This is a genomic window from Myxococcus sp. CA039A, from assembly GCF_013336645.1.
GTDB classification, from domain to species: Bacteria; Myxococcota; Myxococcia; order Myxococcales; family Myxococcaceae; genus Myxococcus; species Myxococcus llanfairpwllgwyngyllgogerychwyrndrobwllllantysiliogogogochensis.
In genome coordinates this window covers 1-26,500 of sequence record NZ_JABUMQ010000023.1, presented here as the reverse complement: position 1 = coordinate 26,500, position 26,500 = coordinate 1, and the positions used below count along the sequence as shown (strand labels likewise).

At 69.1% G+C, this 26,500-nt stretch carries 24 protein-coding genes; 16 read left to right on the top strand and 8 right to left on the bottom strand.

The features are described from left to right. Positions 1 to 3: 3 nt before the first annotated feature. Positions 4 to 1,713: an acyclic terpene utilization AtuA family protein gene (locus HR086_RS05905; RefSeq protein ID WP_174460303.1), complete on the bottom strand. Its 1,710-nt coding sequence runs from the start codon at positions 1,711 to 1,713 to the stop codon at positions 4 to 6. A gap of 166 nt (positions 1,714 to 1,879) precedes the next feature. Between HR086_RS05905 and HR086_RS05900 the strand changes: the two genes are divergently transcribed. From HR086_RS05900 to HR086_RS05865, 8 genes are all read left to right on the top strand, one after another. Continuing rightward, the gene (locus HR086_RS05900) at positions 1,880 to 2,446 is read left to right on the top strand and encodes a TetR/AcrR family transcriptional regulator (RefSeq protein ID WP_217439456.1); all 567 of its coding nucleotides are present in this window, start codon (positions 1,880 to 1,882) and stop codon (positions 2,444 to 2,446) included. A 66-nt stretch (positions 2,447 to 2,512) separates the two neighbouring features. Further along, positions 2,513 to 3,391 carry an SDR family oxidoreductase gene (locus tag HR086_RS05895; protein ID WP_141643948.1) on the top strand — a complete coding sequence of 293 codons (879 nt, stop codon included), beginning with the start codon at positions 2,513 to 2,515 and terminating at the stop codon, positions 3,389 to 3,391. A gap of 115 nt (positions 3,392 to 3,506) precedes the next feature. After that, on the top strand, positions 3,507 to 4,991 hold the full coding sequence (locus HR086_RS05890; RefSeq protein WP_174456024.1) for a DUF1570 domain-containing protein: 1,485 nt from the start codon (positions 3,507 to 3,509) through the stop codon (positions 4,989 to 4,991). 194 nt (positions 4,992 to 5,185) lie between these two features. Further along, a complete protein-coding gene (locus tag HR086_RS05885; protein WP_141643946.1) occupies positions 5,186 to 5,392 on the top strand; it encodes a hypothetical protein in 207 nt (68 codons plus the stop codon). Then, on the top strand, positions 5,376 to 5,864 hold the full coding sequence (locus HR086_RS05880) for a hypothetical protein (RefSeq protein WP_141643945.1): 489 nt from the start codon (positions 5,376 to 5,378) through the stop codon (positions 5,862 to 5,864). Before HR086_RS05885 ends, HR086_RS05880 begins: the two co-directional genes overlap by 17 nt. Positions 5,865 to 6,298: 434 nt before the next feature. Then, on the top strand, positions 6,299 to 6,904 hold the full coding sequence (locus HR086_RS05875) for a TetR/AcrR family transcriptional regulator (RefSeq protein ID WP_174456026.1): 606 nt from the start codon (positions 6,299 to 6,301) through the stop codon (positions 6,902 to 6,904). Continuing rightward, a complete protein-coding gene (locus HR086_RS05870; RefSeq protein ID WP_174456027.1) occupies positions 6,901 to 7,443 on the top strand; it encodes a DoxX family protein in 543 nt (180 codons plus the stop codon). Before HR086_RS05875 ends, HR086_RS05870 begins: the two co-directional genes overlap by 4 nt. Positions 7,444 to 7,588: 145 nt before the next feature. After that, positions 7,589 to 8,182 carry a hypothetical protein gene (locus HR086_RS05865; RefSeq protein ID WP_174456028.1) on the top strand — a complete coding sequence of 198 codons (594 nt, stop codon included), beginning with the start codon at positions 7,589 to 7,591 and terminating at the stop codon, positions 8,180 to 8,182. 59 nt (positions 8,183 to 8,241) lie between these two features. Here HR086_RS05865 and HR086_RS05860 read toward each other — a convergent pair whose 3' ends face one another. From HR086_RS05860 to HR086_RS05850, 3 genes are all read right to left on the bottom strand, one after another. Further along, positions 8,242 to 8,829 (bottom strand): hypothetical protein, encoded by a 588-nt coding sequence (locus tag HR086_RS05860; protein ID WP_174465082.1) that lies wholly within the window; start codon positions 8,827 to 8,829, stop codon positions 8,242 to 8,244. Then, positions 8,826 to 9,587, bottom strand: a complete 762-nt coding sequence (locus HR086_RS05855; protein ID WP_371817282.1) for a hypothetical protein — start codon at positions 9,585 to 9,587, stop codon at positions 8,826 to 8,828. The genes HR086_RS05860 and HR086_RS05855 overlap by 4 nt, the downstream gene beginning before the upstream one ends. 204 nt (positions 9,588 to 9,791) lie before the next feature. Further along, positions 9,792 to 13,187 carry an amidohydrolase family protein gene (locus HR086_RS05850; protein WP_174465081.1) on the bottom strand — a complete coding sequence of 1,132 codons (3,396 nt, stop codon included), beginning with the start codon at positions 13,185 to 13,187 and terminating at the stop codon, positions 9,792 to 9,794. 226 nt (positions 13,188 to 13,413) lie between these two features. Here HR086_RS05850 and HR086_RS05845 point away from each other — a divergent pair, with 226 nt between their 5' ends. The 4 genes from HR086_RS05845 to HR086_RS05830 all read left to right on the top strand — a co-directional run bounded on the left by HR086_RS05845 (position 13,414) and on the right by HR086_RS05830 (position 17,390). Then, positions 13,414 to 13,824 (top strand): PaaI family thioesterase, encoded by a 411-nt coding sequence (locus HR086_RS05845; RefSeq protein WP_254626201.1) that lies wholly within the window; start codon positions 13,414 to 13,416, stop codon positions 13,822 to 13,824. Position 13,825: 1 nt separating this feature from the next. Next, entirely contained in the window at positions 13,826 to 14,284 is a 459-nt protein-coding gene (locus HR086_RS05840; protein ID WP_141641894.1) for a PaaI family thioesterase, read from the top strand. Positions 14,285 to 14,399: 115 nt separating this feature from the next. Further along, the gene (locus HR086_RS05835) at positions 14,400 to 15,173 is read left to right on the top strand and encodes a DUF4142 domain-containing protein (RefSeq protein WP_174456031.1); all 774 of its coding nucleotides are present in this window, start codon (positions 14,400 to 14,402) and stop codon (positions 15,171 to 15,173) included. 270 nt (positions 15,174 to 15,443) lie between these two features. After that, complete coding sequence (locus tag HR086_RS05830; RefSeq protein WP_174456032.1) at positions 15,444 to 17,390, top strand: sulfatase-like hydrolase/transferase; 1,947 nt, start codon at positions 15,444 to 15,446, stop codon at positions 17,388 to 17,390. A gap of 83 nt (positions 17,391 to 17,473) precedes the next feature. On the opposite strand, the gene HR086_RS05825 is transcribed toward HR086_RS05830, so the two are convergent. From HR086_RS05825 to HR086_RS05815, 3 genes are all read right to left on the bottom strand, one after another. Then, complete coding sequence (locus HR086_RS05825) at positions 17,474 to 18,976, bottom strand: protein kinase (RefSeq protein WP_254625170.1); 1,503 nt, start codon at positions 18,974 to 18,976, stop codon at positions 17,474 to 17,476. A gap of 95 nt (positions 18,977 to 19,071) precedes the next feature. Further along, positions 19,072 to 19,368, bottom strand: coding sequence for a pilus assembly protein N-terminal domain-containing protein (locus HR086_RS05820; protein ID WP_174456033.1), 297 nt, complete (start codon positions 19,366 to 19,368; stop codon positions 19,072 to 19,074). Positions 19,369 to 19,486: 118 nt separating this feature from the next. Next, on the bottom strand, positions 19,487 to 20,407 hold the full coding sequence (locus HR086_RS05815; protein WP_174465080.1) for a sigma-70 family RNA polymerase sigma factor: 921 nt from the start codon (positions 20,405 to 20,407) through the stop codon (positions 19,487 to 19,489). 268 nt (positions 20,408 to 20,675) lie between these two features. On the opposite strand from HR086_RS05815, the gene HR086_RS05810 reads away from it, so the two are divergent. Both HR086_RS05810 and HR086_RS05805 read left to right on the top strand, forming a co-directional pair. After that, on the top strand, positions 20,676 to 22,241 hold the full coding sequence (locus HR086_RS05810; RefSeq protein WP_174465079.1) for a bacterial transcriptional activator domain-containing protein: 1,566 nt from the start codon (positions 20,676 to 20,678) through the stop codon (positions 22,239 to 22,241). 165 nt (positions 22,242 to 22,406) lie between these two features. Next, positions 22,407 to 23,138 (top strand): bifunctional 2-polyprenyl-6-hydroxyphenol methylase/3-demethylubiquinol 3-O-methyltransferase UbiG, encoded by a 732-nt coding sequence (locus tag HR086_RS05805; protein WP_174456036.1) that lies wholly within the window; start codon positions 22,407 to 22,409, stop codon positions 23,136 to 23,138. 76 nt (positions 23,139 to 23,214) lie between these two features. Here HR086_RS05805 and HR086_RS05800 read toward each other — a convergent pair whose 3' ends face one another. After that, complete coding sequence (locus HR086_RS05800) at positions 23,215 to 23,556, bottom strand: hypothetical protein (RefSeq protein WP_174465078.1); 342 nt, start codon at positions 23,554 to 23,556, stop codon at positions 23,215 to 23,217. Between the two features lie 419 nt (positions 23,557 to 23,975). Here HR086_RS05800 and HR086_RS05795 point away from each other — a divergent pair, with 419 nt between their 5' ends. Further along, entirely contained in the window at positions 23,976 to 25,328 is a 1,353-nt protein-coding gene (locus HR086_RS05795) for an RtcB family protein (protein WP_141641885.1), read from the top strand. A 69-nt stretch (positions 25,329 to 25,397) separates the two neighbouring features. After that, positions 25,398 to 26,339, top strand: a complete 942-nt coding sequence (locus tag HR086_RS05790; RefSeq protein WP_174465077.1) for a TIGR02266 family protein — start codon at positions 25,398 to 25,400, stop codon at positions 26,337 to 26,339. Positions 26,340 to 26,500: the final 161 nt, after the last annotated feature.

Genomic DNA, 26,500 nt, shown 5'->3' with positions numbered 1-26,500 from the left:
GCCTCAACCCTCTCCTTCACGAAGCAGCGACTCGGGGATGTCCACATGGCGCGAGCGAAGCCACTCCCCCAGCGCCTTGCCCTGCGGGTCGAAGCGCGTCGACGACGACACGCCTTCGCCCAGAATCCCGTCGACCACGAAGTTCACCCCTCGGAGCTGGGGGAAGTCGTGCCGCTCAATCGCGAAGGCCGCTGTCTCCGGTAGCAGCTCGCGCAGCTTCTCCGCCGTGAGGAAGTGCGCAAGCCACCGCCAGGCCGCGTCCGTCCGCGCCCACACGCCAATGTTCGCCGTGCCGCCCTTGTCCCCACTGCGCGCCGCGACGATGCGCCCCAGCGGTGCCCGCCGCGTGGGACCCGAAGGCAGCGCCTCCGGCAACGCGGGCTTCTCGACAGGAGCCAGCTTCAGCGACTGCTCCGTGGGCGCGATGACCGTGCGCGCGCCATCCGGCAGGACGGCGACGTGCTCCACGCGCGTCGCATCGACATAGGCCGGCGTGTAGACACCGTAAGGCGCGCCATCCGACGGCGGCGCCGTCATGGTGAAGCCAGGATAGGTGCCCAGCGCCAGCTCCACGGCGGCGCCACTGAAGGAGCGACCCACGAGCTTCTGGTCCGCGTCCTTCACCACGACGCGCAGGAAGGCCGCGGCCTGCTCCTCCGTGGCGGCGTCCTCGCGGTCCGTGCGCACCAACGTCCAGTGCGTCTCCTTCGGCTTGCGCGTGAGCGCCGCTTCCATCTGTCCTCGGATGAGCGCCGCCTTCTCCTCGATGTCGAGCCCCACCAGGATGAACGTCGCCTCGTTCTTGTAGCCACCCAGGTGGTTGAGACAGACCTTCACGGTGGGCGGAGGCGGCTCACCCTTCACGCCCGAGATGCGCACGCGGTCCTTCCCCTCCGCCGCCAGGGTGATGGAGTCGAACCTCGCCGTCGCGTCAGGCCCCGCGTACCGGGCCCCGGTGATTTCATAGAGGAGCTGCGCGAGCACCGTGTCCACCGTCACCGCGCCGCCCGTGCCCGCGTGCTTGGAGATGACGGACGAGCCATCCGCGAACAGCTCCGCCAGGGGGAAGCCGGGCCGGCGGACATCCAGCTCCTTGAAGAAGGAGTAGTTGCCGCCCGTCGCCTGCGTGCCGCACTCCAGGACGTGGCCGGCCACCATGGCCCCGGCGAGCTTGTCCCAGTCGTCCCGCTTCCAGCCGAAGTGCGCGGCGGCCGGGCCCACCACCAGCGAGGCATCCGTCACGCGACCGGTGACGACGACGTCCGCGCCCGCGCGCAGGCTCTCGGCGATGCCCCAGCCGCCCAGGTACGCGTTCGCGGTGATGGGAGAGCCGAGGCCCAGCTCGTCCGCGCTGCCGGAGAGGTCATCCCCCTCCACGTGCGCGATGCGCGCCTTGAGGCCCAGCTTGTCGTTCAGCTCGCGCAGCGCCGTCGCGAGGCCGGACGGGTTCAACCCGCCCGCGTTCACGACGACCTTCACCTTCTTGTCCAGCGCGAGCCCCAGGCACTGCTCCATCTGCCGGAGGAACGTCTTGGCGTAGCCGGTGGACGGGTCCTTCATCCGGTCCCGGCCAAGAATCAACATCGTCAGCTCCGCCAGGTAGTCGCCCGTGAGGACGTCCAACTGGCCGCCTTCGAGCATCTCCCGGACGGCCGAGAACCGGTCTCCATAGAAGCCCGAGGCATTGCCGATACGGAGGGGGGACTCGCTCATGCGCTCTCCACGTCCAGCCTGAATGCGGGCAGTCTGGGAGCCCATGCCTAAAAAAGCAAGCGCGCTTGCTTTTTTCGAGGGTGCCTTTCAAGCTGACTTCGTGAGCGACGCACCGCCGCCGGGCAGACAGGAACAGGAGCGCAGCCGCGTGACACGGCAGCGCTTGATGGAGGCCGCCATTGGCGCCCTGTCGGAGCTGGGGTGGGCGGGCTCCACGATGACGGTCATCGCCGAGCGAGCGGGCGTGTCTCGCGGCGCGTGCCAGCACCACTTCCCCACGCGAGGCGACCTGGTCGCGGCGGCGGTGGAGTACGTCGGGCACCAGCAGGTGGAGGAGCTCAGCCGGAGAGCGGCCCGCCTGCCAGCGGACGTGCGGCGGACCGAGAGCATCCTGCACATGCTGGCGGGCTTCTACACGCAGCCGCTCTTCGCCGCGGCAGCGCAGCTCTGGGTGGCGGCGAGCGCGGACGCGGAGCTGCGCGCGCAGTTGTTGCCGGTGGAGGCGAAGGTGGGGCGGGAGGTACACCGGCTCACGGTGGCGCTGCTCGGCGTGGATGACCGCGAGCCGGAGACGCGCGAGCTGGTGCAGGCGACGCTGGACCTCATCCGGGGCCTGGGGCTCGCCAACCTGCTGCGGGACGACAGCGCGCGCAGGAAGAAGATTCTCCACCGCTGGGCGCTCACGCTGGAGGACGCGCTGCGTTCCCGGCGCGGGCGGAAAGCGGGAGACTGACGCCGCGAGGCGACCACGGACACCACGGGCCCTCTCGCCACGCACGGGGCCACTTCGGGAGACGACATGGGTTACCGCTCTGTATTCGCACCGGGTTGTTTCAAGGGACAGAACATCGTCGTGACGGGAGGCGGCAGCGGAATCGGGCGCTGCACCGCGCACGAGCTGGCGGCGCTCGGCGCGCACGTCGTCCTGGTGGGCCGCAAGCTGGACAAGCTGGAGAAGGTCGCCGCGGAGCTGCGCGAGGACGGCGGCGAGTGCTCACTGGAGACGGTGGACATCCGTGACGAGGAGGGCGTGAAGGCCACGGTGGCACGCATCGTCGCGGCGCGCGGGCGCATCCACGGCCTGGTGAACAACGCGGGCGGGCAGTTCCCGTCACCGCTCGCGGCCATCTCCAAGAAGGGCTTCGAGGCGGTGGTCGCCACCAACCTCACGGGCGGCTTCCTGATGGCGCGCGAGGTGTATCTCCAGTCGATGAGCAACCACGGCGGGTCCATCGTCAACATGCTCGCGGACGCGTGGGGCGGGATGCCGGGGATGGGGCACTCGGGCGCGGCGCGCATGGGCATGCTCAACCTGACGCAGACGGCGGCGGTGGAGTGGGCGGCGACGGGCGTGCGAGTCAACGCGGTGGCGCCGGGCTGGGTCGCGTCCAGCGGCATGGACAGCTACCAGGACGAGGGCGTCAAGGCGCTCATCCCGCTGTTGAAGAAGGAAGTGCCGTTGCAGCGACTGGCCACGGAGGCGGAGGTGAGCGGCGCCATCGTGTTCCTGCTCACGGACGTGGCGGCGTTCATCACCGGCGAGGTCATCAAGATTGACGGTGGCGCGTCGTGCAACACCAAGATTTTCCCGTTGGAGGAGACCTCCGCGTCCAAGCCGTACGAGGGCTTCCACCGCGCGGCGGCACCTCGCATCCTGGCGGGCGACGAGAAGAAGTAGCGCCGGAGACCTCGGGACTTCCCGCGGGGATGCCGAACTTCACGGGGAGGACTCACGCGTCCCCCCTCGGCGCGTCTCTTCTCCTTCTCTTGGCGTTCATGCCAGAACCCCGCGCATGAAATTCCACGTTGTCTTGATGAGTCTGGTCCTGGCGCTCTCCACCGGCTGCGCGGGCTCCCGCGCGCTGTGTCCCCGTGAAGGCGGGCGGACCTGGTCCGAAGTCCAGAGCGAGCACTTCCGCATCCAGACGAACCTGACGCCCCAGTCGGCCACCACGACGGCGCTCGAGCTGGAGAAGCTCCGCCGCGCCCTGCTGCTGGCGTGGGGAACGGACTTCAATCCCCCCGGCTCCGTGGACGTCATCCTCCTGCGCAACACCAACGAGCTGAAGGAGTTCATCCAGGGCGACTACGTGGGCTTCGTGGCGCCGACGCAGCAGGGCACGCTGCTCGTCATGTCGGGCGAGGGCTACGTGCTGGACGACGGGCCCGAGCAGGAGCTGCAGACGCACGAGCTGGCGCATGAGCTGAGCCGGCACGTGCTGCTGCGCCAGTCCCGGTGGCTGGCGGAGGGGCTCGCCCAGTACCTGCAGACCACCCACGTCAAGGTCAGCACCCAGGAGGCCGTGCTCGGCCGCGCGAACAAGAACAGCCTCGCCTATGTGCGGCAGCACGGCTGGCTCGACGTCGACGACCTCTGGGCCTGGGACCAGAAGGAGTCGATGAGCGCGGCGGAGACGCAGCAGCACTACGCCTCTGCCTGGGTCTGGGTTCACTACCTCATCAACATGCACACCGAGCGCTTCGACGAGCTTCAAACCCGGCTGGCCCGCGCCGAGGACCCGCGCACCGCCTGGGACATCGCCTTCAAGGACGCGGGGGACCTGCGAGGGGACCTGCGCACGTTTGTCTGGAGCGGGCGCTCCGCCATCCTCACCCTGCCCCTGCCCCCCGTGCCCCGAGACGTCACCGTGCGCGAGCTGGACTCCGCGGACGTCCACGCTCTGCGCGGGCGCTTGCACCTGCATGGCATTGGCGCGCGGCCCCAGGAAGAGCGAATCCAGAAGGCGCGCGCCGAGGTGGAGCAGGGCCTGAAGGAGGACCCTGTCAGCGTGAGCGTCGCCGTGCTCGCCGCGCAGCTCCAGCAGAACCCCCAGGAGCACCTGGCTCGCGCCCGCACGCTGGTGCAGGCACACCCCGACGATGGTCGCGCCTGGGACCTGCTTGCGGAGCACCTGGACATGAACAGCGAACGCCAGGCGCTGGAGCAGGCCCGACAGCGCGCCGCCGAGCTGCTGCCCAACGACTCACGCATCCTCGCCAGCCTCGCGGCGCACTACCAGCAGACCCAGCAGCCGGAGAAGGGCCTCCCCGTGGCCCGTCGCGCGGTGGAGCTCGCACCGGGAGACCCCTACGCGCTGACGCTCCAGGCGGCGATGTCCTTCCAGTTGGACCGCTGCAAGGAGGCGCTCGGACTCCAGCGTCGCGCGCTGGACATGCTGCACGAGTCCACCCCGGACTCCTACCGCAAGCAGCTGCGCGACAGGCTCCAGCTCTTCGAAGCGAAGTGCGGGACCAACACCCGCGGCGCTGCGCCCTGAGCACGACAAGCGCGGCCGTCCTTCGTATTTCACTTCCACCGCGCGGCGGCGCCTCGCATCCAAGAAGTAGCGTCTCGGACAGCGAGGAGAGAAGCGGGCCCTCTGATCAATGGCCCGCCAGGTCCTCCTGTGAGGTGGCCAGCAGAGAGTCGAGGAGTGCTGCAGACAAAACGCTCCCGACCTAGAGTAGGGCCATGGATATGCGGGACCTGCTCCGGCAGTCTTTTCCCAGCTATGGCCCTCACTGGGACGCCGCCATCGATGCGGGCGTGGACGTGTCCCTTCTGCTACAGAACCTCGAGCTCACTCCGACGGAGCGCATCGAGCAGTTACAGCGCATGACGGAGCTGTACGAAGCACTCCGCCCCAAGGATGCGAGCAGCGATGCAGCGGACTCCTGAGATTCTGACGCTGTTGCTCGATGCACAGGTTCAGTTCGTCATCATCGGAGGCGTCGCGGCGGTTGCCCACGGGTCGGCCACCTTTACCCTGGACCTCGACATCGTCGCGCCATTCACCGAGCACAACTTCACGAAGCTGTTCGATGCGTTGGCTCCGTACCATCCTCGCTATGCCCTGGCCGTTCCCAAGCGCCCTGTGACGGAGCCACCCACGGAGCTTGCGACCTACCAGAACCTCTACCTGCTGACGGACCTGGGGAGGCTCGACATCCTCTCCACGGCGCAGCCTGTTGGCACGTATGACGACGTGGCATCCAAAGCCGTGTCCATGGAGCTGTACGGGCATCCGTGCCGAATCATCGGTCTGGATGATCTCATCGCCATCAAGCAGCACGTGGGTCGCGACAAGGACCGCATGGTTGCACGTGAGTTACTAGCGCTCCGTGACCGTCAGGCAACGAAGCCGCGCTGACTCCACCACTTCACGAGAGCGTCCTGGCATTCCTCGCGATGGTGAGCGTGATGGAGAGCCACGCACTCGCACGGATTGGCTCGGTCTCGATGCCGTGGCGCTCCCCTTCCGACGCCAGGAAGGAGAGCTCGTCCTCCGACAACTCACTTCCATGGACACCGCTGTACAGGACCGTCGTCCTCCTGGAGGACCCTGGCGGATAGCGCGGGTCATCCAGCCTCCACGGCAGCAGGCAGCTCGTGCCGTGCCCCTCCGGGTCCACCCACCCACATGTGTCGACTCCTATCGGGCTCGCCCACATCCAGTGTGGGCTCCTTCGCCCCCGTGAGACTGTTCCCCTTCACGTCACTTGAACTTGACCACTCGTCCAACAATCATTATTTGAACGATCGTCCAAGAACGCGCGGGCCCCTCGGGTCTCGCGAGGAGCAGGCATGGGGCGACCCAAGACTTTCGACGAGGACGCGGTGCTGGACCGCGCCATCGAGCAATTCTGGACGACCGGCTACCACGCCGTGTCGGTCCGAGACCTCGAGACGGGAACAGGTGTCCTGAAGGGCAGCCTCTACGCGGCCTTCGGTGACAAGCGCGCGCTGTTCCTCGCCTCGCTGCGCCGCTACGCGGACCAGAGCGCCGTGCAGATTCGAGAGCTGCTGTCCCACGGCGCCGACCCTCGCGCCGGCCTGGAGCACTACCTGCGCGTGCGCGGCAAGGGCTGCACGGGGCCAGGACGGACGCGTGGCTGCCTGCTCGCCAACACCGCGGCGGAGGTCGCGCCGCATGACCCCGAGGTTCGTGCCGTGGTCGGACAATCCTTCGCCAAGCTCGCCGCCGCGCTGGTGCCCGCCATCCTGGAAGCCCAGGAGCAGGGACTCCTCAGTCGACGGCATGACGCGCGGGAGCTGGCCGCGCACCTCGTCGTGCTCGTGCAGGGGATGAGCGTGGTGGGCAAGACGGAGCCCGACTCCGCGCTCGTCCGCTCCTCCCTGCGCTTCGCCCTGTCGCTGCTGGAAAACGATTCCCCGGAGAAGTCCCGATGACCCACACCCTGTCTCGCATCCTCGTCGACCCGCGCACCGCGGACCGCTCTCTCTCCACCGGCCTGCTCGTGCTGCGGATCCTCACCGGTGGACTCATGGCCCTGCATGGCGCGGGGAAGATGGTGACGCCCTTCACGTGGATGGGCGAAGGCGCGCCCGTGCCCGGCGTGCTCCAGTTCCTCGGCGCCGCCGCCGAGTTCTTCGGAGGCCTGGCGTGGATGGTGGGAGTCGCGACACCGCTGGCCACGCTCGGCGTCGCCGTGACGATGCTCGTGGGCATCGTCATCGCGCACATTCCCTTTGGCGACCCGTTCATCCGGCTCAGCGTGATGGGACTCACCACGGGCCCCGGTGAGCCGTTCGGTGGACTGCCCACCTGGCTCGTCCGCGCGGGAGGACGCAGCGCGGGTGGCTCCGGCTCCTCGGAGCTGGCGACGCTGTACATCGCCGTCTCCGTGCTGCTGCTCACCGCCGGGCCCGGGCGCTTCTCGCTCGATGCACTGCTGTCCCGAAAGCTCGCGGCCCGCGCCACCGCGTGAAACACCCTGCGGGGTACGCTGCGGGCTCCGCGCGTTGGACGTATGTACAAGCGCGATGACTCACAACCGATAGGGTCCCCAAGCCACGTGCGACCGCCGTGCGATGCACCGTTACGGTGTCTCCACCTCCAACTCCAAGGCGGACATGCGCGCACGACAATCCTGGCTGTGGCTCACGACGTTCTTCCTGGTCTCCAGCACCCTCTCTGCTTGTGGCACCGACGCCCCACCGACGCCTCCGCTCGAATCCACGCTGGAGTCCAGCGAGGCGCCGCTCCTCGGCACCGTGACATGTCTGCTTGGGACGACGACCATCTCCTTCTCACCGCCCCTCACCAACACCCCACAGGACACGTCTGTCTCAGGCGTCGGCAGCCTCACCAACTGCATCTCCCTGCTGACCAGCCCCGTGACGTCCGGCACCACGAACTTCCCCGCCGCGCTCCGACCGGGCCTCGCCTGCGATGACCTGCTCGGCATCCGCGGCGGCACGGTGAACATCGTCTGGAACACCGGAGAGACGTCTCAGCTCTCGCTCACCCAGGTCGTCATCAGCGGAGGTTCCTCCGTCAAGGAGACAGCCCAGATTGGCACGGTCGTCTCCGGCAAGTACGCGGGAGCCACCGCCGTGCGCACCCTGACCTTCGTCACCGCCGACCTGGAGAATGCCTGCGCCTCCCCTGAGGGGCTTCCTCAGTACACGGCCCTCCAGACGCTGGCGCTGACCCTCATCCCCTGACTCGCGGCAGCACACCGGCTCCGGGGGCCACACGCCTCCCCGGGGCCGTCACGCCCGATTCAGCGGAGCGCCGCTCCCGCATCCGTGCCGCCATCCGTCCACCAGGAGGGAACAGGCTGGAGCGGCTTGCCCCACGTCGTATCGCCCACGGGGATACCGGCGTCCGGGGACATGCCCGAATCAGGCTCCGTTCCCGAATCGGACTCCGTGCCCGCATCCGGCGACAACGGCTCCTGCGCTCCGTCGAAGCGGCGTCGGAGGATGCGCCCATCCATTCCAATGGCGTACGCGGCGCCACCATCCAACATCCGGGGCTCCGCTCCGCACGCGGAGGGGTTCGCGGAGATACTCACGAAGAACACGTCCCCCTGTCGGAGCACGCGATAGAGGTACGACTCCTGCCGGTTCCAGCACGAGCGCCCGCGCGACTCCAACGGCAGGAGGTCCTCGGCGGCAATCGAGAGCGCGCCCAGCATCGCGCCATCCAGGACATAGGCCTGTCCCTCCGCGCCCAGGGAGATGGCGTCCTGTCCCAGCGCCTCCGGGAACTGGATGGACGGGTCCTCTGGCGGATTCGCGGTGCGCGCGCCCGCATGCCGGACGCAGCTCGACAGGAGCACCAGTAGCGGAAGGAGCAGATGTTTCATGGTGTATTGCTCCTTTCGCACGGCGCGCTTCCTTTCTGGACCGAGAACGTTCGTGTATCAGCGTCCGACCAGCGCACCGAGCCCGTCTGTTCGCACTGCCAGTTCGCCCCACTGCGAGACCACTTCAACAACTGCCCGGTCAGCGGGATGTACTGGTGGAAGCCGTCGCACGAAGGCTCCGCTGCGTTCCGGGAGAAGAAGGCGACGACGGAGAGCCGCAAGCGCCCATCCTTCGTCTCGCTCTCGAAGCCGTGCGCGAGCCCCTCCGAGACAATGAACCGGATGTCGTTCTCCGTCAGGCTGCTGCCATAGGGATGGTTGTGCAGGGCGTAGATGTATCGGATGGCGTCAGGCGGATAGCGGGGGTCATCCACCCAGGAGGGGAGCAGACAACTCTTGCTCCGCTGCAACGGGTCGACTCGCGACTGGTCCGTCAGCTTGCTCACGACGTATTGCTGGTCCGGCGTGTAATACATCCAGGCGCAGTACTCACTGGAGACACGCCACCGGATATCGAAGTCCTGGTGGTCCCGAGCCCCCGCGCTCGAGTGGGGCTTCGTGAGAATCTTCCGGCAGGCCGCGAGCAGGGCGCTGGAGGGCGAGCTGAACGGCCCCAGCATCGGCCCCGGGAGCTTGTCCAGGAACGGCGCCCCCGGCGCGGGACGCACGATGTCGGGGTCAGCCACTTGCGGCGACGAGCACCCGCACACCCCCAGGGCGGCGATGGCCAGCGCGACCCCTGGCCCTTGCGCGTTCACCCACATCTTCCACGGCCTCCCCAGGTGCCCACCGACGGTGCTCGGGCAATCTAGGAAGGACTACACCTGTCTTCAAGACAAAGCCGACAAACCGCGAATAGACGGAAAGCACGGGATCGCTCGCGGGTGGCCTTTTCCGGCCGGAGCGGTCTCGGGCTCCAGGGACACGCTCGCCCCCGGAGCCCGAGTCACGTCACCCGACGCTCAGTCGCACTCGTGCGTCTGCGTGTGCGCGGTGGCCTTGGGGCTCCAACCCTCGTTGCCGTCCTTCTCGAAGTAGAACTTCGCGCGCTGCCGCTGCCGCGTCCCCACCTCGTTGAGCGTGGCCGCGTCGAACAGGCGGCCGTTCACCATGGTGAAGCGCACCGAGCGGCTGTTCATCAGGTCCTCCAGCGGGTTCTTGTCCAGCACGATGAGGTCCGCGAGCTTGCCCTCCTCCAGCGAGCCCAATTCCCCATCCATGCCCAGGTAGCGCGCGCCACCCAGGCTCCCCGCGCGCAGCGCCTGCAAGGGCTTCATCCCGCCCTGACCGAACATCGACAGCTCCCAGTGCGCCGCCAGGCCCTCGCGCTGACCATGCGCGCCCAACTGCACGTTGACGCCCGCGTCGTTCAGCTCACGCGCCGTCCTCGCCGCGTCCACGTGGTTGAGTTCGTCATCCGGCACCATCGTCCGCCGACGGCTGCGCGAGTCCACCACCCGGCGCGGAACGAAGGACAACAGCCGCTCGTCCTGCCAGACGTTCGTCTTCTGGTACCAGTAGTTCTCGCCCCAGTTGCCGCCGTACGCCACGCCGAGCGTCGGCGTGTAGCCCGTGCCGCTCTTGCCCCAGAGCTGCTTCACGTCCGCGTAGATGCGCGCCACCGGAATCGCGTGCTCCACGCCCGTGTGCCCATCCACCACCATCGTCAGGTTGTGCTGGAGCAGCGAGCCGCCCTCCGGCACCACCAGCATGTTCAGCTCCCGCGCCGCCTGGAGCACCTTCTGCCGCTGGTCTCTCCGAGGCTGGTTGTAGCTCTTCACGCTGAAGGCCCCCATCGCCTTCATCCGCCGCAGGTGCGAGCGCGCGTCGTCCAGCGTTTCAATCGGCGTGCGGTACCCCACCCCCGCCGCGCCATACAGAATCGTGCCCGTGGAGAAGATGCGCGGAGAGATGAGCGCTCCGGCCCGGCCCAGCTCACTGGCCGCGAAGACCTCCTCCGAGGAGTTCGACGGGTCATGCAGCGTCGTCACCCCGAAGGCCAGCGACGCCGCCTGCACCCAGCTCTGCTCGGGCATCAGGCCTTCCACGCCCATGGCCCCGTGCCAGTGCACATCCACCAGCCCCGGCATCAGCGTCTTGCCCTTCACGTCCACGACCTTCGCGCCCGAGGGCACCTGCACCTTGCCCACCGGCCCCACCGCGATGATGCGGTTGCCGCGCACCACCACCACGCCCTGCTCGATGACCTCGTCACCCTTCATGGTGATGACCCGGCCGCCCACCAGCGCCAGCGTGCCCTCCGGCGCGTCCGCCTTCACCTGGAAGGACAGGTCCACGCCCTTCTCCGGCACCGCGGGCAGCTTCTCCGGCGCGCCGTCCACGAAGGAGAAGGACTGCTTCAGCTCCCGCGTGAAGAGCTCCGGCCCCAGCGCCCAGTGCAGGCTCTTGCTGTCACCGGACCAGTGCAGGTACTCACCCGCGTCGCGGCTCACCTTCGCCACCGGCAGCGCCTTCGCCTCGGGCCCCACCGTCGCCGCCTTGGCGCCCTTCGGGAAGGGCGTGACGAAGGCGTTGAAGTTCTCCCGGAACGCCACCCACCGCTCATCCGGCGAGACGCGCAGCTCCGTCGCCTCCGCGCTCGTCACGTGCGTGCGCTCCTCGCCGCCATCCAGGCCCACGCTCTTCAGCGAGCGCACGTCCTCCTTCTCCTTGTGCTCCACATGCAGGAAGTACACGCGGTCCGAGCGCGCCCCGAAGTGCGGCTGCTCGCCATCCCGCGCCAGCCTGCGCGGTGTGCCACCCGACGCGGGCTGCACGAAGAGGCCCGTCTCCCGGCTCCACTGCCCCGGCATCAGGTAGCCATCTCCCGTGGCGCGGTACACCAGGGATTTGCCATCCGGGCTCAGTGACGGCTCCACGTAGTAGCCCGGCTTCGACGTCACCACCTTGCCCTCGCCGCCCGTCGCGGACACCACGCGGATGGCGCCCAGCTTCTCGTCATCCCACGTCGTGTAGACGATGGAGCGCCCGTCGCGAGAGAACGACGGATAGAACTCCAGGTGGTCCTCCTGCTTCGTCAGCCGCTTCGGCGCGCCGCCCGGCAGCTCCTTCACGTAGAGCTTGCCCAGCGTCTGGTACACCACGCGGTCTCCCTTCGGAGACACCTGCACCCAGCGCAGCATCTTCGTGGCGAAGCGCTCCGGCGCGACGGCCTGCGGCGAGCGCACCGCCTCGAAAATCGTCCGCGTGCCCTTCACGTGGAAGGGGATGGGCGTCAGCTTCTTCGTCGCCACATCCAGGCGCTGCAGATTGCCGCCCGCCCAGAAGACAATCGCCTTGTCGTCCCGCGTCCACGCCAGCGTCGGGTACACGCCGTGGATGGCCCACGTCTCCTGCATGTCCCTGTCCAGCCCGTCGTACAGCGGGCGCTCCGCTCCGGAGGCCACGTCCGTGACGTAGAGCACCGACTTCGTCCGCACCCGGCGGATGAACGCCAGTTGCTTGCCATCCCGCGACGGCGTCGGACGGATGGAGCCACCCGGCCCGGAGACGAACGGGTCAATCTCCTTCGTCTCCACATCCAACCGCTGGATGGCGTAGATCTCGCCGTTGGGGTCCTTGTTGTATTCGAACGTCTTGCCCGGCGTGACGTCCTGGCTGAAGTAGACGTAGCGGCCGTCGGGAGAGAACACCGGCTCGCCCAGGTCCTTCTGCTCGTTGGCGCGCTCGGTGAGCTGCACGCCCTCGCCGCCGGAGCGGTGATACATCCACACCTCACCCGCGCCCAGCGAGCGCCGTGAGGTGAAGTGCTTGCGCGCGATGAGGAACTGTCCGTCCGGGCTCCACGCGGGGCTGTTGAGCAGGCGGAACTTCTCCTGCGTCACCGGCTTCGCGTCCGAGCCATCCCGCTTCATCACCCAGATGTTGTCGCCGCCACCCCTGTCGCTGGTGAAGGCGATGGACTTGCCGTCCGGGCTGAAGCGCGGCTGCATGTCCCACGCGACGCCGGAGGTGAGCGCGCGCGCCTCGCCGCCCGCCAGCGGCAACACGTAGATGTCGCCCAGGAGGTCGAAGACAAGTTCGTCTCCGCTCGGGCTCACATCCACGTTCATCCACGTCCCCTCGGTGACGTCGATGTCCACCTGCCTCGCGGGGAAGCCGGGAGCGTCCACCTTCCAGGCGTCCTTCTCCTTGTCCTCCTTCGCACCCGGCTCGGCGGACGGCGCGTTGGGGTCCACCTCCACGGCGCGGCCGGCTTCGCGCGCGGCCTCGTCCTTCTTCTGGGGAGCAGGCAGCGGGTCCTGCCGAGCGGAGGGAGGGGTCGCCACGGGCTGCGCGGCGAAGAGCGTGCCCGGTACCAGCAGGGCGACGCAGAGGGCGGAGGTCAGTCGTTTCACCGGAGGTCCTCGTGATGGGGGACTGCGCGAGACACGGCCGTGCGGGGCGGGGAGACTACCCGGCCCAGGGCAGACAGGCTCGACGAGCGTGAACAGGGGACCGGGCAGCCCTCTTCCTGAGCGGCCGACAAAGGCTCGACGCGAAACGTCACGCGCCATCCGGACCTGATTCTGTTATCCGCTCCCCATGTCGGACTTCACCCTTCCCGAAGACAAGGCCGAGCGGATGGAACGCGCCGCCCTGTTCTACTCGGACATCGTCCCCCACAACCACGCGCTGGGCCTGAAGCTCCTGGACATCGGCCCCGCCGAGGCCACCGTCGAGCTGCCCTACGCGGACTTCCTCGTCGGCAACCCGGAGACGGGCGTCATCGCCGGCGGCGCCGTCACGACGCTCATCGACGCGGCCTGCGGCTCCGCCGTCATCCTCAAGCTGGGTCGCATCCAGCCGCTCGTCACGTTGGATTTGCGCATCGACTACCTGCGCCCCGCCCGCCCCCACGTCTCCCTCATCGCCGTGGCCGAGTGCTATCGCAGCACGCGACAGATTGCCTTCGTCCGCGCGCTCGTACACCAGGGTGACAAGAGCAATCCGGTGGCCTCCGCGCAGGGCACCTTCATGCGGCTGGAGGAATGACGTGAGTGACGCCAAGTCCCCCTCCGCCCTCGCCGAGCTGGTGCACCACGTGCGCAAGACGCGCGAGTACGGCCAGCTCACCGACGCCATCCCCTACACGCGCTTCATGGGCATCGGCGTGGAGAACCTGGCCGGGGAGATGCTCTGCCGGATGCGCTACACGCCCAAGCTCATCGGCAACAGCTTCATCCCCGCGCTGCACGGCGGCACGCTGGGCGCGCTCCTGGAGTCGTCCGCCATCTTCGAGCTGCTGCTCCAGACGGAGACGCCGCGCGTGCCCAAGGTCATCTCCATCACCGTGGACTTCCTGCGCTCGGGCAAGGCGCAGGACACCTTCGCGCGCGCCTTCATCACCCGCCAGGGCCGCCGCGTGGCCAACGTCCGCGTCGAGGCCTGGCAGGACGACCGCACCCGTCCCATCGCCAGCGCGCACGCCCTGTTCCTGCTCGCGGAGCCCTGAGGCTCGGGGCCCTTCCGGGGACGGAGCCCCTGTCCGCTCCCCTGGTGTTCCCTGGCCACCGGCGCTTCCCCATCGCCACCTTGCCTCCTGGAGTTCCACTCTCGGGAGGCTGGCGATGATGCGATGGCACGGTTGGATGCTCGTGGGTTCGCTGGTGCTGGGTGGCACCGCGGGGGCGCAGGACAACCAGGACGCGAAGGCGTCGGACACACCGACGACGCAGAACAATGGCACCGGTGACAGCCAGGGCATGATTCGCATGGGCGAGGCGGACGCCATCGACCATGGAGAAGACATCCAGAAGGACCCGAGCGCCTGGCCCGGCACGGGCGGCTCCGGGCAGCCCGACGCGCAGGCCGCGAAGTGGATGCGCGAGGGCCTGCTGCCCATCCCCACCGAGGAGAAGGCCTTCCTGGAGGAGCTGCACCACGCGAACCAGATGGAAGTCCAGATGGGGAAGCTCGCGCAGAAGAACGGCAGCTCCAAGGGAGTGAAGGACTTTGGCGCCCGCATGGAGCGCGAGCACGGACAGGCCGATGAGAACCTGCTCGCGTTCGCGAAGACGAAGAAGCTCCAGTTGGGAGAGCCGAAGGCGGACTCGTCGCTCGCCAAGGCGATGCAGGGCGCGGAGCACGCGACGATGGAGAAGCTCCAGGCGCTCCAGGGCCCCGCGTTCGACCGCGCGTTCCTGGCGGCCATGGTGGGCGACCATGACGTGGTCATCGCCAAGGTGATGGCCGGACAGCAGCAGTTCGTCGACAACACCGCGCTGAAGACGATGCTCGACAACCTGCTGCCCCAGCTCCAGCAACACCGCCAGAGCGCATACCGCCTGCTGGGCCAGGAGACGCCGCGTCAGGCGAGACAGGCTCCGCGCGGCGGACGCTGACCGCACCACGGGCTCGAAGACCGCGAACGGACGACGTGTCACCGGGCCGAGCTTCCGTTCGCGGGCCACCGCCGCACCGAGGCTTCGACGGCGTGAGTCCCCTCCTCTCCCGCGCGCCGCGTCCGAGGCGAACGCAGCCGCGTTCCATCGCTACGCCGCGCGTCGGGTGAGGCCCCCGGACCTTGGACAGCAAGGCGCTCCGCGCGCACGGGCACGGTGGGTGCAACTCCGGGCGCCAGCCTTGCTCCCTCCTGGCGTCCCGGAGAACCCATGACCCAAGCCTCGCGCCCCAACATCCTCCTGCTGACGGTGGACCAGCTGATGTTCCCCCGGTTCGCCTATGGCCCGGAGGGGGGCTTCCTTCCCGGCATCAAGGACATCCTCGGCTTCATCGACGAGGGCGGTGAGGACAATCCCTACCGGAAGTACTTCCCCGGCTTCACCGCGCTGCGGAAGAACGCCGCCGTCTTCCGCAACCACACCATCGCGACCTCGGCCTGCACCCCCAGCCGCGCCGCCATCTACACGGGCCAGTACGGCACGCGCACCGGCGTCACGCAGACGGACGGCCTGTTCAAGAGCGGCGACGCCTCGGCGTTCCCCTGGCTGGAGCCCGATGGGATTCCCACCATCGGCCACTGGTTCCAGAAGGCCGGCTACCACACGCACTACTTCGGCAAGTGGCACGTCAGCAATCCACCGGACCACTCGCTGAAGCAGTACGGCTTCGATGACTGGGAGCTGTCGTATCCGGAGCCGCACGGCTCCTCCGTCAACAACCTGGGCACCTTCCGCGACATCGGCTTCGCGGACCTGGCCTGCACCTTCCTGCGCAGGATGGCGCTGGGTCAGCCCTACAACCGCGCGCTCGCCCAGCAGTCCTATACGGCCCCGCTCGGCGAAGCGCCCTCCACCGAGCCACAGCCGTGGCTCGCCGTCGCGTCCTTCACCAACCCCCACGACATCGCGACGTATCCCATCCTGCCCCGGCAGTTGGACTCCGAATCGCGCCCACTCGGTCCGCTGCACGTGCCGACACAGACAGCGCGCTCCGTGACTCCCGTCTCGGGGAGCCTCTCCTTCTTCCTCAACCCCCAGGACTTTCCGCAGGAGAACGCGCACCTGCCTCCCAACGTGCACGACTCGCTCGTCAACAAGCCGAGCTGTCAGCGCGACTACGCATACAAGATGGGCCTGGCGCTCGCGGCCAAGACGGGGCTCGTCCTGCATCAGGCGAACGAGAACATCGACCCCGTCGCCGTCACCCTCAACTCGGGCATCCCCTTCCAGCTCACGGCCGCTCCGGACGTGTCCACGCTGCGCTTCAACCAGTACTACACGTGGCTCATCCACGTGGTGGACGCGCACATCGCCCAGGTGCTGCGGACGCTGGATGAAAGCGGCCTGCGCGAGAACACCCTCGTGATGTTCCTCTCCGACCACGGCGAGTACGCCGGCTCGCACGGCTACATGATGGAGAAGTGGCACACCGCCTATCAGGAGGCGCTGCATGTGCCCCTCGTCGTCCAGTTCCCCGTGGAGAAGGACGTCGCTCCGGAGACGCGGCAGATTGAAGCGCTCAGCAGCCACGTGGACGTGCTGCCCACGCTCCTGGGACTCGCGGGCATCGAAGGCGCCGCGCTCGACGCGATTCGCACCGACCTGCGACTCCACCGCCCGGTGCCTCCCTTCGTCGGCGCGGACTTGAGCCCGCTGGCGCGCGGAGAGACCAACACCGTGACGGAGCCCGACGGCACGCCTCGCGCCGGAGTGCTCTTCATCACCGACGACGAGATTACGGAGACGCTGCCGCACACCGGCGACCCGCACCAGGCGCATGACGATGCGCTGTTCGCCGTGTTCACGCGCTCCGTCGACGCCCTGCGCGAAGGCACCACGAAGGCGGGCAAGGTGCCGGACCTCAAGCCCGGCGCGGTGTGCCAGCCCAACCACGTCCGGTGCGTACGCACGCCGCGCTGGAAGCTCGCGCGGACGTGGGACCCGTCGGGCGAGCACGCCGACCAGTGGGAGCTCTACGACCTCCAGAGCGACCCGCTGGAGCTGGAGAACCTGCTCGTGTTCGACGGGGCGTTCCCCACGGTCATCTCGACGCTGCCCAAGGGACTCGGCCACGCCGAGGTCGAAGCCGCGGCGCGCGCGACGCACGCCCTGCTTGGGAAGTACGAGACGCAGATGCTGTCACCGTGGCCCGCGTAGCTTCCGCGAAGGCTGTGACGATGCGGCCCGACGGTGTTCCCGTCGGGCCCGTGTCCACCGCGTCGTGGTCTTGAAGGCGTGGGTCAGGGGCTCGTGACGGACACGGTGTAGAGGCCCCGCTTCCCATCGCGGGTCCAGACCAGCAGGTGGGTGGCGCCGGAGGAGAGCGGCGTGAGCAGCAACCCGTTCTCCACGGACTGGATTTCGACGAGGTCCGAGCGCCCGATGGCGACGCGACTGAGTCCGGGCAGCTCCAGCTTGCGCGCTTCCCCAAGCAGCATCGGGAAGAAGACGTTGCCGCTGGCCTTCCGCGCGGACTCCACCTCCGACAGGAAGGCCTCGCTCTCTTTCGGAGCGAACTCCGGCTGGAGCCACGCCCGCGCCCACGTGCCCGCTCCGAGGAGCACCACCAGCACGAGCGCCATGCCCCCCAGCCACTTCTTGCTCACGGACGAGGGCCCGGAGAGCGCCTGGAGCAAGGCCTCCATCGAGGGGTGGCGTGCCTCCGGTTCACTCGCGAGCCCTCGCGCCAGCGCGGCCCGCACGTGCGCCGGCAACCTGGGGCCCTTCTTGCCGCGAGCCTCGACGGAGGTCCGCTTCGACGACCTGTCGGGACGCTCGCCGTGGAGGGCTTCGTAGAGCGCGACACAGAAGCTGTACTGGTCACTTCGCGCGTCCACGGCCCTGCCCTGGCGCTGCTCGGGTGACATGTACGCGGGCGTGCCCGGCGTGGTGCCCTCTCGCGTGAGCGCGGTCTCCTCCTGGTCCGTCGCGAGCGGCAGCGTCGTCGTGGAGACCTCGGCGGCGGCGCGTGCATCACTGTCTTCGCGCCGCCATCGACGGGCGAGGCCGAAGTCCGTCACACGAGGACGTCCATCCCTGCCCACCAGCACGTTGGCCGGCTTGAAGTCGCGGTGGACCAGCCCCTGTTGATGCGCGGCAACCAGCCCCGCTCCGGCCGCGAGGAACAACTTCAGCACGTCACGCCAGGGACGTTCCCGCTCGCGCAGCCAGCCCGCGAGCGTCGTTCCCTCCACCCACTCCATCGCCAGGTAGTCCCGTCCATCCACCGAGCCCAGCTCGAAGACAGGCAGCACGTTGGGATGGGACAGGCGCGCCATCGCCTGCGCCTCTCGCGACAGGCGCACCCGATTCTCACCCTCGATGCCCTCGCGGAGGGGACGCAGCAGCTTCACCGCGACCCTTCGCTCCAGCCTCGGGTCCTCCGCCGCGTACACCACGCCCATGCCTCCCACGCCCAGCAGCTCGCGCAGGACATAGGGCCCCAGTCGCGTCCCTTCGAGCAGGAGCTCTCCCGCGACGCCCGGCTTCTCCCCTTCCGGGGATGGCACCCTCGAGTCCAGCCGCGTGGGCCCCTGGGACAGCCCGCCTGGATTCGGCGCGGAGGATTCTGCCGCCACCGCGGCGACCAGGGCTCGACAGTCCTCGCAGACGTCCAGGTGCGCGGCCATCGCCGGAACATCCGCCGGAGGCAACACGCCACTCGCGAAGCCGGCGAGCGCGTTCTCATCCGGACACGCCGGGGACGCGGAAGTGGGCAGCGGGCTCATGTGCGTGCGTCGCATCTTCACCACCTCGCCCCCCCAGAAGGAAGGAGAGAGGGGCCCGGCAAGGACTCGGGCCCTCCTCCCCATGCACCACGACACACCCGCCGCGCGGCCTACTTCTCCTTCGCGGCGCCGTCCGTCACGACGATGGAATACTCCAGCCGCTCGCCGCTCTTCTTCCACACCAGCAGCTTCGTGGTGCCCGCCTCCCTGCCGGTGACTTCAAGCTGCCCCTTGCCCAGCGTCTTCACTTCCGCCGTATTGACGTTTCCCAGCGCCACCCGCGTCAGGTCCTTCAGGTCGAGCACTCGCTGCTCGCCCGGCTTGAGCTCGATGCGCTCTTCCGCCGCCGCGCTCGTGCCCACCAGCGCCAGCGCCATCAACGTGAATCCCACCAGTCCGTTCCGCATGAGGTGTGTCCTTCCTTGAGTGAACCGAGGCGCGTTTGCCCCGCCTTCATTCCGGTGACACCGCTCCCCGTGACGTGTTGCACGCGGACCGCGAAAAAAGTGGAGAGCGCCTCTGGGCCTATCCGGGCCCGGGCTCGCCGCGCAGCAATCCCGACAGGCTCATGTCGAGCTGGCTGCGCACCGCGTGCATCAGGCTGTGCAGCTCGCCCGACGACAACTGGAGGCGCTCCGCGAGCCGCTCCCGCACGCCCACCAGCACCGTCTGCCTCGCTTGCGACATCCAGCGCGACACCGTGGACTTGTGCGCCCGGTACATGACGCCAATGGACTCCAGGCTCACCCCGTCCACGACGTGCAGCCGCAGCACGGTGCGCTCCCGGGCGGACAGGGTCGCCAGCGCTCCCGACAGGGCGTCACGGAAGTCCTGCTGGTGACGTCGGCGGAGGTAGTCCAGCTCGATGTCCCGGCCGGCCTCGCCCACCCGCTCGAACATCGTCCCGTCCCCGTCCTCCTCCGCGCGCGCACGCCGGCCCTCCGCGCGCTGGAGGTTGAGCGCCGTCCGCACCGCCGCCGCGCGCAGCCAGGCCGCCAGCGGACCTCCTCCCTGGTACTCGGCGATTCTCGGCTCGGCGCCGTCCTGGGCGGGGACCAGGAGTCGCTGACGCAATTGCTGGAGCACTTCCTTCGCGTCCACGCCACCACCCCGCACCCGGGAGATGGCACTGGCCACCTTGGGGAAGAAGTGCCGCTCCAGGGCTGCGTGGGCCGCGGGCAGTCCTCGCGCGCAGGCACAGGCCAGATAGAGGTCCGACACGGGCACGGCGGCGAGCGTATCCGCGGGCGCCTGGCCCGGCACGAGCCGCTGGGCGACATGGCGGAGGAAGTCCTCTTCGGGAAGCACCACGTCCGGCCACGCGTGTCGTCCGGTGGACACCCACGACTCCAGCAGGGCCTCCAGTCCGGGCACCTCCGCGCAGCGACGCGCGGCGGGCGGCAGGTGCTGGACGAAGAGGTGCGAGCGGCTGTGCTGCTTCGACATGCACACCTCGGAATGGGCCACCGCCGGTACACACCGGGCTTTCATTGTTACAGCGCGGGGCGCCTTTTCTACAGGCTCTCCCTTAGGTCGCGAGCCTCGATGCGCGTCCCGCCTCACCCCGGAGTCCCCGGTGGATGCTCGCTCGAAGACGGGCTTTCGCGCCATGAGCCAGTGTCTCCGGTGGACAGTGGACCGTTCGAGCGTGCGCGGGCGCCACGGCATGCCGCCTGCTTTCCCCCGCAGGGCATCCGTTCCGGAGGACAGGACGATGAGCGAGCGCGCACAGGCCCAGTTGAGAGCGTTGAAGGAAGCCGCGCAGTTGTTGTTCGTCCAGGAGCGGTACGCCGAATGCGCGGAGGTCCATTCGCGCATCCTTCGGATGGTGCCCAAGGACCCGAACGCGCGGGTGCGTCACGCGGAAATCTGTCGCCGCACGGGGGACCGGCAGGCCGCCATCGCGTCGTATCGCACGGCGGCGGAGCTGTTGCTCGCGCAGGGCTGTGAGGCTCGGGCTCGCGCGTCGCTTCGCGCGGCGCTGGAGCTGGACCCGAGGGACCCGGTACTCCTGTCGGACTTCACGCGCATGGGACAGGCGTCGCTGCCGCCCTCGACGGCGCTGGAGGACGAGCGGCTCTACAGTCACGCGGCGGGGCTCGTCACGGTGAGCGAGGCCCCGGTGGCGGTGGCTCCGCGCGCCACGGACGCGCGAGTGAAGACACCGCCTCCTCCGCCGCCTCCTTTCGTGCTGCGAGCCGCGGAAGAGACTCGAGTGCCGGGGCCGCTGCCCTCGGCGCCGGCCATTGCGCCGGTGAAGGTGAAGCCACCTGGGCCCGCGACTCGGGCACCCGTGCCCTCCGCACCGACGATGCCGAGCTCGTTTCCGCCGCGCGGTGCTGTCGCGCCACGACAGGTGGAGGCGCCGCGTGAAATCGCCGTGCCCGTGGTGCGCGGGACGCTCGTCGCGGCACGGGACACCACGGCTCTGCGGACAGGCGTGACCCCGACTCCCGCGCAGGCACCACGCGCCACTACGATTGCGCCCCTGTCTCCCGCGCAGGCATCAACGGCCACCGCGAGCGCACCTCGGGCTCCTGCCCAGACACCACGCACCACAACAATCGCGCCCCTGTCTCCCGCGCAGGCAGCAACTGCCACCATGAGCGCGGCCGTGTCTCCGGCTCAGGCACCACGCACCACTACAATCGCGCCCCTGTCTCCCGCTCAGGCACTGCACACCACCGGCAGCGTGCCCCTGTCTCCCGCCCAGGCACCACGCGCCACTACAATCGCGCCCCTGTCTCCCGCTCAGGCACTGCACACCACCGGCAGCGTGCCCCTTTCTCCCGCCCAGGCACCACGCACCACTACAATCGCGCCCCTGTCTCCCGCGCAGGCAGCAACGGCCACCGCGAACGCACTCCGGTCTCCCGCCCAGGCGCTGCACGCCACCGCGAGCCCGCCCCTGTCTCGCGCGACAGTGCTGCACACCACCGCGAGCGCGTCCATGTCTCCCGCCCAGGCACTGCACACCACCGTGAGCGCGTCGGCTCCCGTGCCTCGCGAGACACCCAAGGTCGAGGTGAGCGCGAGTCTCTGGACCACCGGTGGCCCCGTGACGGTGACGCCCGTGGCGACCTATCGGCCCGAGCTTCGATGGCTGAGCCCCAACAGCGTGGCGATGAGAGTCTCGCCTCAGTCCCACTGGGTCATCATCCGCGCCGAGGGACCGCTGTCGTTGAGCCGCGCGGAGTCCCTCCCGCTGCCCCCTCGAGACGTGTCCTCACACCCCCGCGACGAACCCATCTCGGACACCACTCCGCTCATCGCGCACTGACACGGACACCGCCAACCCGCGCAGCACGAACGGGTTCGGCGACCTCTCCTGGCAACCGACCTGCCCTCGCGCTCGCGACTCCACGGTGCGCCGGTCCCCGCCGTGAATCCTGGCGCTGAAGCTTGCCCCTCGCGGTCCCCGCCGACCACGATGCACGTCACCGCCATGACGCCCCTCACCCTTCGCGAGACGCTCGCCTTCGTCGCTCCCGCCCTCTCCGCGCGGCGCCGTGTCCTGGAAGTCGGCTGCGGTGACGGCTCCCTCGCGGGTCAGCTCGCCGCTCAAGCCCATGACGTCGTCGCCATCGACACTCGCCTGCGCGACACCCCACGCTCACCGCGCGTCCGCTTCGAGGAAACAGACCTGCTGCGCTTCACCTCCGAGCAGCCCTTCGACGCCGTCGTCGCGGTGACCGTCCTCCACCACCTCACTCCGCTCGAAGCGAGTGTGGCGCGGCTGCGCGAACTGATCGTCCCCGGGGGTGTGCTCGTCGTGGATGACTTCGACCTGGCCGCGCCGGACGAGACCACCGCGCGCTGGTACTACGACACCCAGGACCTGCTGGCCGTCGCCGGACGCTTTCCCGCCGAGGCCGTACACGGCGCCCCCTCCGAGCCACCCCTGGAGCGCTGGCACCACGAGCACGAGCACCACGACGAGCCACTCCACACCGGAGCCGCGATGCTCACCGCGCTCCGCGACGGAGGCTTCGAGGTCTCCCAGGTGACTCGCGGACCCTATCTGTTCCGTTATCTGGCGAGAGGCGCCATCGAGGCCCACGACAACACCGTCTCCGGTGAGCGCGTGGCCGAGCACCTGCTCACCGTCGAGCAACGTCGCCTGGACGAGCACTCGCTCCAGCCCGTGGGCCTGCGCATCCTCGCCCACCGTCGCTGACACGCGTCTGGCGGAGCGCCCCACGACACGGAGGCGCATCCAGCCTTCACACCAGGACTTGCGCGGCGCTCGCGGGCTACATCGGCACGGACTTCTTCGGGTCGAAGCGCTTCTTCTCGTGCGTCGCCGGAGGCTGCGCGGCCTTCTCCTGCTCCGTCGTCTTCGCCGGCTCCGACTCGCGGCTCTCCAGCACCGGAGCCTCCGCCTTCTCCTCCGACACCTGCGCCTTCACCGGCGCCTCGCAGTGCTCACCCTTCCGGTTGGGATGGCAGTGCCGAATCCCATACACGTGGTGACAACCGCACGCATCGACGCGCTTCTTCGCGCAGATCGACGGATTGAACACCGGCCCCGCCAACGTATCCGCCGGCACCGCCTGCAACGCCACCGCCAGGAACATCCCACCGAGGAAACCCATCGCCCACCCCCTGCCTGGATGGGAGATGGATGGGCCTGGAGCCGGAATGCGGCAAGTCCTCGGCCGATCCAATTCCCGCGCTTCGCACGCGAGCCGACTTTCGGTCGACTGTCCGGGTGTGCGAACCAGTCCTCGGGGCCACCACGAGGATGCGTTGCCGACGTCGAGACGGCAACAGCACCCGCCCTTCTTCATCGTCCCAAGGTCCGGGGCAGGCGCCACCCACGCACCGCGTCGCGCCCTGGCGCCCTCCCCCATTCTCCGAGGGAAAACCCCGGAAATTCGCTCGCTTTCCCGCCCGCTCTCCCAGCATCCTCGGAGGCTCGGACAAACCCGGGCGCCCGGGTCAGCTTCTTTCGGACGCTCCCGTCCCTCGCGCGTGTTCACCCCTGTCCAGGGGCGTCAGGGGAGTCAAAGCCATGAGTTGGAAGCAGCGTTTGGAAAAGGCCGCCGAAGGCCATTACGTCCTGCCGAAGACCAAGACCATGAAGGTCGACGCGGACCTGTTCCTCTCCGACAAGCTCCTGTGGGGCGAAGGCCCCGACTTTCCCGGCATGGAGGACGCCGTCTTCGACCAGGTGGTCAACGCCGCGTCCTTCCCCGGCGTCACCCGCGTCGCCGTCACCCCCGACTGTCACGTGGGCTACGGCGTCCCCATCGGCACCGTGGTGGAGACCGACGGCATCCTCCTGCCCACCGCCGCCGGCTACGACATCGGCTGCGGCATGGTGCAGCTCCAGACGTCCCTCAACGCGGAGGACGTGGCGGATCCGGCGAAGCGCCGCCAGTGGATTGAGCAGGTCACCCGCCGCATCGCCGTGGGCGTGGGCGCCAGTCGCGTGCAGGCACAGCGCAAGGTGTCCGACCGAGCCTTCGCGGAGGTCGTCCGCCACGGCGCCAAGGCCCTGGGCCGAGGCTCCGCCATCACCGAGCGCGACTTCATCCCCGTGGAAGACGACCGGGTGGACATCCCCGACCGGGCCTACGAGAAGCGCGGCCAGTTGGGCAGCCTGGGCGGTGGCAACCACTTCACCGAGATGCAGGTGGATGAAGAGGGCCGCGTCTGGGTGATGCTTCACACCGGCAGCCGGGGCTTCGGGTGGAACATCGCCAAGACGTTCTTCGTCAAGGGCGCCGCCCAGTTGGGCCTGAAGAGCCGCAGCGAGGACTTCGTCTGGCTCGACGCCGACAGCCCGATGGGCCGCGAGTACTGGAACCTGCACAACATGGCGGCCAACTTCGCCGTGGCCAACCGGCTCATCATCGGTGAGGCCGTGTGCGCCGCGCTGGAGGACGTCTTCGGCGGCACCGCGAGCGTCTATTACGAAATCTCCCACAACCTCATCCAGAAGGAGGCCGGGAAGTTCGTCGCCCGCAAGGGCGCCACGCGCGCGTTCCCCGCGGGCCACCCCGCGCTCAAGCGCACCACGTGGGAGGACACCGGCCACCCCATCCTGATTCCAGGCTCCATGGAGACCGGCAGCGCCATCCTCTTCGCCGAAGAGGGCGCGTCCAAGTCCATCTACTCGGTGAACCACGGCTCCGGCCGGCGCCTGTCCCGAGGCGAGGCCCGGCGCGTGCTGGACCAGGGCGCCACCGACGCGCGCATGGCGGAGTCCGGCATCATCCTCAACACCCGCCAGACGCCGCTCGACGAGTCCGGCCCCTGCTACAAGAACCTGGACGACGTGCTGGAGACGGTGGAGATGGCGGGGCTCGCCCGAGTCGCCCGGCGCCTCAAGCCCGTCGCCTGCATCAAGGGCGCGGATTGACCCACACGCGAGGGGCGCGTGGACTTCCCGGGGAGCCTGCTACAGTGCCGGCCCTCTGGAGTCCCAAGAATGACCTCGCCGTCCCCTGCCGCCCGCGTCCCCCCGTCGGGCCCCCGTGAGGCCGAGCTGGCTCGCGCCGAGAGCGAGCTGTCCGCCCAGGAGTCCCGCCTCGCGGAGCAGGTGACGCGCGCCCTCGCCGACACCGCCGCCCTCACCTCCCGACTCGACGGCGTGCGCGCCGCGCTGGCCCGTGCCCACCAGGAACCCGACGCCGACCCGCAGGTGGGCGAGCAGGCGGCCAGGCTCCAGGCCGCTCGCGTGCCGTCCCTGGACGTGGAGGCCGCGCGCGCGAAGGCGTTGGAGGCGCGCGAGAAGGCCCTGGAGGCGCGCAAGCGGATGGGGACGGAGGTGCAGGCCGCGCTGCGCATCCAGCAGGAGCAGACCGCGCAGGTGTCACGCGCCGTGGCGGACGCGGAGGCCGCGCTGAAGCAGCAGGTGGAGGCCAGCGCCGCGCGGACCCGGGCCCGACAGGAGGCCGCCACGCGCGCGCAGCAGGAGGCCGCTCGCGTGCGTCAGGCGGAGCTGGCGCAGGCCGCCGCCACGGTGAAGTCCCAGGGCCTGGCGCTGCCCTCCCCCCCGGCGCGGGGAGCGGCGAGCGCGGACGGCCAGGAGGCCCGGCGCAACGGGCGCGTGCGGATGCACACGTCCATCGACATGCGCAGCGACTCCAACTTCTTCACCGGCTTCTCGATGGACATCAGCGAGGGCGGCGTCTTCATCGCCACGGTGGACGCGGTGCCTCGCGGCACGCAGGTGGAGCTGGACTTCACGCTGCCGGGTGGCCGGCCCATGAAGGTGACGGGCGTGGTGCGCTGGGTGCGCGAGTCCAATCCCCGCATGCCGGAGCTGATGCCCGGGGTGGGCGTGCAGTTCACCGGACTGCCGCACGAGGTGGCCTCCGTCATCTCCTCGTTCGTCATCACGCGGGACCCGATGTTCTATCCAGACTGAGTCAGGCCTCACCCTTCGTCGGGTAGTCGACCCAACCTCGCGCGAGGTGTCCATGAGCGGCGGTGTCTGGATGGAAAGACAGACATCCGTCCCGGGCCTCGTGCATGGTGGATTCAAGACTCCGCGTCCTGATAGGAGAGACCCCGGAATGAGCGCACCCC

Coding starts and splice junctions, on each gene's coding strand:
- HR086_RS05860 (WP_174465082.1), bottom strand. CDS start 8,829: ATGAAACATCTGCTCCTTCCGCTACTGGTGCTCCTGTCGAGCTGCGTC.
- HR086_RS05895 (WP_141643948.1), top strand. CDS start 2,513: ATGGGTTACCGCTCTGTATTCGCACCGGGTTGTTTCAAGGGACAGAAC.
- HR086_RS05890 (WP_174456024.1), top strand. CDS start 3,507: ATGAAATTCCACGTTGTCTTGATGAGTCTGGTCCTGGCGCTCTCCACC.
- HR086_RS05805 (WP_174456036.1), top strand. CDS start 22,407: ATGACGCCCCTCACCCTTCGCGAGACGCTCGCCTTCGTCGCTCCCGCC.
- HR086_RS05825 (WP_254625170.1), bottom strand. CDS start 18,976: ATGCGACGCACGCACATGAGCCCGCTGCCCACTTCCGCGTCCCCGGCG.
- HR086_RS05870 (WP_174456027.1), top strand. CDS start 6,901: ATGACCCACACCCTGTCTCGCATCCTCGTCGACCCGCGCACCGCGGAC.
- HR086_RS05815 (WP_174465080.1), bottom strand. CDS start 20,407: ATGTCGAAGCAGCACAGCCGCTCGCACCTCTTCGTCCAGCACCTGCCG.
- HR086_RS05820 (WP_174456033.1), bottom strand. CDS start 19,368: ATGCGGAACGGACTGGTGGGATTCACGTTGATGGCGCTGGCGCTGGTG.
- HR086_RS05845 (WP_254626201.1), top strand. CDS start 13,414: ATGGAACGCGCCGCCCTGTTCTACTCGGACATCGTCCCCCACAACCAC.
- HR086_RS05835 (WP_174456031.1), top strand. CDS start 14,400: ATGATGCGATGGCACGGTTGGATGCTCGTGGGTTCGCTGGTGCTGGGT.
- HR086_RS05800 (WP_174465078.1), bottom strand. CDS start 23,556: ATGGGTTTCCTCGGTGGGATGTTCCTGGCGGTGGCGTTGCAGGCGGTG.
- HR086_RS05885 (WP_141643946.1), top strand. CDS start 5,186: ATGGATATGCGGGACCTGCTCCGGCAGTCTTTTCCCAGCTATGGCCCT.
- HR086_RS05865 (WP_174456028.1), top strand. CDS start 7,589: ATGCGCGCACGACAATCCTGGCTGTGGCTCACGACGTTCTTCCTGGTC.
- HR086_RS05830 (WP_174456032.1), top strand. CDS start 15,444: ATGACCCAAGCCTCGCGCCCCAACATCCTCCTGCTGACGGTGGACCAG.
- HR086_RS05900 (WP_217439456.1), top strand. CDS start 1,880: ATGGAGGCCGCCATTGGCGCCCTGTCGGAGCTGGGGTGGGCGGGCTCC.
- HR086_RS05810 (WP_174465079.1), top strand. CDS start 20,676: ATGAGCGAGCGCGCACAGGCCCAGTTGAGAGCGTTGAAGGAAGCCGCG.
- HR086_RS05790 (WP_174465077.1), top strand. CDS start 25,398: ATGACCTCGCCGTCCCCTGCCGCCCGCGTCCCCCCGTCGGGCCCCCGT.
- HR086_RS05795 (WP_141641885.1), top strand. CDS start 23,976: ATGAGTTGGAAGCAGCGTTTGGAAAAGGCCGCCGAAGGCCATTACGTC.
- HR086_RS05875 (WP_174456026.1), top strand. CDS start 6,299: ATGGGGCGACCCAAGACTTTCGACGAGGACGCGGTGCTGGACCGCGCC.
- HR086_RS05905 (WP_174460303.1), bottom strand. CDS start 1,713: ATGAGCGAGTCCCCCCTCCGTATCGGCAATGCCTCGGGCTTCTATGGA.
- HR086_RS05880 (WP_141643945.1), top strand. CDS start 5,376: ATGCAGCGGACTCCTGAGATTCTGACGCTGTTGCTCGATGCACAGGTT.